The sequence below is a fragment of the Spiroplasma sp. Moj genome (assembly GCF_016082285.1).
Classification (GTDB): domain Bacteria; phylum Bacillota_I; class Bacilli_A; order Mycoplasmatales; family Mycoplasmataceae; genus Spiroplasma; species Spiroplasma phoeniceum.
The window spans coordinates 1-4916 of the sequence record NZ_MQTY02000077.1; the positions used below are offsets into that span (position 1 = coordinate 1).

The 4916-nt window shown below is 26.8% G+C and carries 5 protein-coding genes; all 5 read left to right on the forward strand.

The window, feature by feature from the left end; genetic code table 4:
- Positions 1-102 precede the first annotated feature (102 nt).
- The 5 genes from BST80_RS04010 to BST80_RS04030 all read left to right on the forward strand — a co-directional run bounded on the left by BST80_RS04010 (position 103) and on the right by BST80_RS04030 (position 4209).
- On the forward strand, positions 103-387 hold the full coding sequence (locus BST80_RS04010; RefSeq protein WP_415746070.1) for a hypothetical protein: 285 nt from the start codon (positions 103-105) through the stop codon (positions 385-387).
- A 373-nt stretch (positions 388-760) separates the two neighbouring features.
- On the forward strand, positions 761-3547 hold the full coding sequence (locus BST80_RS04015) for a cation-translocating P-type ATPase (RefSeq protein ID WP_415746071.1): 2787 nt from the start codon (positions 761-763) through the stop codon (positions 3545-3547).
- Complete coding sequence (locus BST80_RS04020; protein ID WP_415746074.1) at positions 3520-3702, forward strand: hypothetical protein; 183 nt, start codon at positions 3520-3522, stop codon at positions 3700-3702. Before BST80_RS04015 ends, BST80_RS04020 begins: the two co-directional genes overlap by 28 nt.
- Positions 3703-3808: 106 nt before the next feature.
- Positions 3809-3958 carry a hypothetical protein gene (locus tag BST80_RS04025; RefSeq protein WP_415746072.1) on the forward strand — a complete coding sequence of 50 codons (150 nt, stop codon included), beginning with the start codon at positions 3809-3811 and terminating at the stop codon, positions 3956-3958.
- The gene (locus BST80_RS04030) at positions 3958-4209 is read left to right on the forward strand and encodes a hypothetical protein (protein ID WP_415746073.1); all 252 of its coding nucleotides are present in this window, start codon (positions 3958-3960) and stop codon (positions 4207-4209) included. Before BST80_RS04025 ends, BST80_RS04030 begins: the two co-directional genes overlap by 1 nt.
- Positions 4210-4916 lie beyond the last annotated feature (707 nt).

Here is a 4916-nt window from a genome sequence, read left to right on the forward strand (position 1 = left end):
ATTAGTATCTTTTTAAAAATATTTACAATTATTTTAATAGGTTATGCAAGAAGTCTAATAGAAAAAAATGTATAATATATCCAATAAAAGGAATGATGGGTAATGTTGAACAAATTAAATTTAGATCCAAAAGCGTTAAAAACTTTTAAATTTTTAAATTCACTAAAATTGAATTTTCTTTCAATTGAGCGAATTTTAAAAGCAAAAACAGAATTAACTTTTGATCAAAAAGAAACAATTTTAAATTTAATGCGCCAACAATATAATATTAATATTAAAGCAAATTATAATGCACGTCCAATAGGTCAAACCCAGCAACGAAAACAAGCACTTAGTTTAAAAAAAATTAAAAAAGATACAAAAAAAAATCTCAGCAAAAGACATTAAAAAATAAAAAAGAACAAGAGATAACAAATATTTATCAAAAGCGACCTTCTTTTAGCCAAGATAATTTATTAGAATTAACGAAGCAAAGGATTAATTTATTACGTAATGCTTCAAACAATTACAATCGAATGGGGCAAGGTGTTGTAAAATGACGAAATCCTTATTATTCAATGTTTGGCGTTAACCAAACGAATCTTGTTAAGCGCCATAAAAATTTATAATTTAAGTAAAATTAAAATCAGAAATAATATTTCTGATTTTAATTTTTTATTTACAAAAAAATTCATGATTAAGAAGTAAAAATAACTTTTTTAAAATAAAATTTTTAAGGTATAATAATTAACAACACAGTAAAATAGAAAGGTCATTAGTGATGGAAGAATACATATCCCAGAATAATAGCAACTTAGAAACTAATTTAAAAACTAATTTTGAAACGGGCTTAACTTCAGAAGAAGTAATTGCTCGGCAAAAACAATATGGAAAAAATGAATTACCAAAAAGTAAAGTAACCCCATGATATGTTATTTTTGGCAAAGCCTTAATTGAACCAATCCAATTAATTTTAATTGCAGCAGCTGTAATTTCAGTAATTGCGCCAATTATTGGAAATAATTGACAAATTCAGGGCGAATATTTTATTGATTTTTCAGTAATTGCAGCAATTGTTATCCTTGATGCAATTTTAGAAACAATCCAAACAGTAAAAGCACGGAAATCAATGGCCGCTTTAAAATCTTTATCAAAACCAAAAGCGGTCGTAATTCGAAATGATTCTCAGCAAGAAATTCCAGCCAATGAATTAACAGTTGGTGATATTGTTATTTTAGAAGCAGGAAAATATGTTCCAGCGGAACTACGCATTATTGAACAATCTGATGTATTTATTGATGAAGCAATTTTAACGGGGGAAAGTGTTCCTGTTCATAAAACAGCTTACCCAATTGAACCAACAACAATTTTGGCAGAAATGAAAAATATTGCTTTCATGTCAACTTTTATTACAGTTGGGCGAGCAGTTGGTGTAGTTATTAAGGTTGGTCAACAAACAGAAATTGGAAAAATTGCAACAACAATTAATGAAACAGAAGAAACTGCTACAAATTTAGAAAAAAAACTAACAAAGTTTTCGTATTGAATTGCAGGCTTAAGTTTTATTATTGCTATTGTTATTTTTTTAGCATTATATTTTAATGGTAATAAAAGTGGATGAACTAATTATTTAATGGTAGCAATTACTTTAGCAATTGGGGTGATTCCAGAATCATTAGCAGCAGTTGTTTCGATTACTTTATCATTTTCAACCAAACGAATGGCAAAACAAAATGTGATTGTCAAAAAACTTGCTAGTATGGAAACATTAGGAAGTGTCAATGTTATTTGTACTGATAAAACAGGAACTTTAACACAAAATAAAATGACAGTTAAAAAAGTAATGATGAATAATGCTGTAATTAATGCTGACGAATACGTTAATAGTAGTCTGGATCAGCACCAAGATTTATTTTTAAAAGCATTAGTTTTATGTAATGATAGTGTTACTGAAGATAAAGAACGGATTGGTGATCCAACAGAATTAGCATTAGTTGATTATGCTGAATTATTTGCTTATGATGAGCAAGATTCACGTGATAAATGAGAACGAATTGATGAAGTTCCTTTTGATTCTGAACGGAAATTAATGTCAACTTTAAATGTGATTGAAGGGGTTAGTACAACTTTTACAAAAGGTGCATTGGATAGTTTATTAGAACGTTGTGATCGCATTATGATTCAGAATAAAATTTTAACATTAACAAAAAAAGATAAAGCATTGTTGTTAAAGTTAGCAGATGATTTATCAGCGCAAGCATTACGGGTATTAGCTTTTGCTTATAATACTAATTTTGATGATGAACAAGACCCCGAGGCGTTAGAAAAAAAATTAATTTTTTTAGGAGCTGTTGGTATGATTGATCCTGTTCGTCAATCTGCTATTGAAGCAGTAAAAAAAGCACATGCTGCTGGAATTAAAGTTGTTATGATTACTGGTGATCATGCAACAACTGCTCTAGCAATTGCCAAAGAATTAGACTTAGCTTATTCAGAATATGAAGTAATTTCTTCAGAGCAGTTAAATGCAATGACAGATAAGCAATTAATTCGAATTATTGATAATATTAAAGTATTTGCACGAGTTAATCCTGAACATAAAGTTCGGATTGTTAATATTTTACAGCAGAAAGATTATCTTGTGTCAATGACAGGAGATGGGGTTAATGATGCTCCAAGTTTAGTAAAAGCTGATATTGGGGTAGCAATGGGAATTACTGGAACAGATGTTGCAAAACAAGCAGCTGATGTTATTTTAACGGATGATAATTTTGAAACAATTATTAAAGGGGTTAATGAAGGCCGTAATGTTTATCAAAAAATTCGCCGAGCAATTACGTTTGTGATTGGAGTTAATTTAGCAAATGTTTTATCAATTTTTATTTTATCCTTAATTAACCATGTTTCACCAGTTGAAGCAACTGATATTTTATGAATGAATTTAGTTATTGAATCAATTTTAGCAATTTGTATTGGAATGGCTGATAATGATGATACATTAATGACAATTAAACCGGTGCAAGGGAAGAATCCCTTATTTCGAAATATTTGAGGATCAATGATTTGCATTACAATTTTAACAACAAGTGTTTGTGTTGGCGCTTATTATTTTGGAATGAGTTTTGTTCCAACTCAAGCATACGAAGCTTATGGTTATCAAACAGTTTTTGATTTTTTACGAAGTAGTGATCCTAATATTACAATTGAAATGAAATTGCAAATTTCTGATTTTGGTCGAACAGGAATTTTTATTGCTTTAACTTGTGCGCCAAGTATGTTTGTTAATACTGTTACTTTAACAAATTGAAAAATAAAGCAACGTTTTACTCCAATTATTAATCGACCATTAATTTATGCCGCAATAGGAGCAGTTTTATTAAATATTGTTATTTTGTTTATTCCTTGAATTAATAATAAAGTACTAAACTTAAATGATTTAGAAGTTTATAATTTAAATAATTGATATTTTATTCCTTCTTGTTTAGCAATGGCAATGATTCCTATCACAATTATTGTGATAACTGACGCTTGTCATTTTTGATGACATCATGGGTTAGGCATCGTGTAAGTGAAGTGCAACAAATCAACTCAGAAAGGGGTTGATTTTTTATTGAAAAGAAACATTATTTTATTTTGCGGTCGTTAGTGAAAAAGTATGGAAAAGATAATGTTATTAATATGGTAAATAATATTGTAATTAATAATGTAAAAGAAGATGAATAAATTACTGCTAATAAATTACGCGGATAATTTATTCAATATGGTTTATTTTGAGCGTAGCGAACACGCGAAGCGTGCCGCAAAATTAGATTTTTAGGAGGAATAAGTTATGCCAGGTTGATTAACGACAATATTTAGTGTTGTTATTATATTAGGGATTTTTGCATGAATTGGTTTATCAATTTATCAAAAAATTAGACAAATTAAAGGTAAGAAAAAAGATAAGAAAGAAGTTGAAAATAGGGAGGATAAAAAATAATGTTAGGTATGTATTTAATAACAGCGGTTAATTTTTTAGCAGATAGTGGTACCCCTACTACTTCAGATGGAATNGGTTCTATTTGAAGTGGNTTAGGACAAGCAATGATGAAAGTTAAAGAAGCAATTTATGCTGTATTACCACAATTAATGACNTTTTTAGGTGATGCGTGAATTATTTTAATNCCATTTGGNATTTTTGTTATTGTTAAGATATTAAACTTTTTCCGTGTTATGGTTAAAGGATTTTAATATTTATTATAATCGATCATATATCTTAGCTGTGGCACACTAGTTTTTATATGTGATTTTATTAAATAATTTTATTGTTTATTTTTACACTATACACTGTTTACAAATTTATTTTTTAATAAATTTTATTATTATTGTTAATGTTGGAATTATAAAAATTCCTATTATACATATAATTTTAACTATATTTTCTATGGTGGATAAATTTATATTGTTTATTATTCATAATATTGAGTNTATTATGAAAAATATTTTTTTAGTANGANNNTTAATAAAAATAATAATATTTCTATTAAGGGTCATACTAATAGTAGTTTTGGAATATAAATTTTTATAATATTTTTTATAAATACATCTACTTTCTTTTAAAATTTGTAAACAGTGTATAGTGTAAAAATATCAATTTAATTATAAATGATTAATTTTATATTTTAATAACTATTATTAAAAATTAAATAGTATTTTTCAGTGTGCCTTACTTATTTTTTATATATTTTAACATTAGACTTCTTGCATAACCTATTAAAATAATTGTAAATATTTTTAAAAAGATACTAATAGGAAATTATAATTTTAATTAATTATGTCTTTTATTTAAAAATTTAATATTTTCCTACAACGAAAAATGACTTTTTTATTTAAATTATTTAATTTTAAATACATTTTCTATGAGTTACATTTAAAATTTATGCTGGTTAATTAACCTT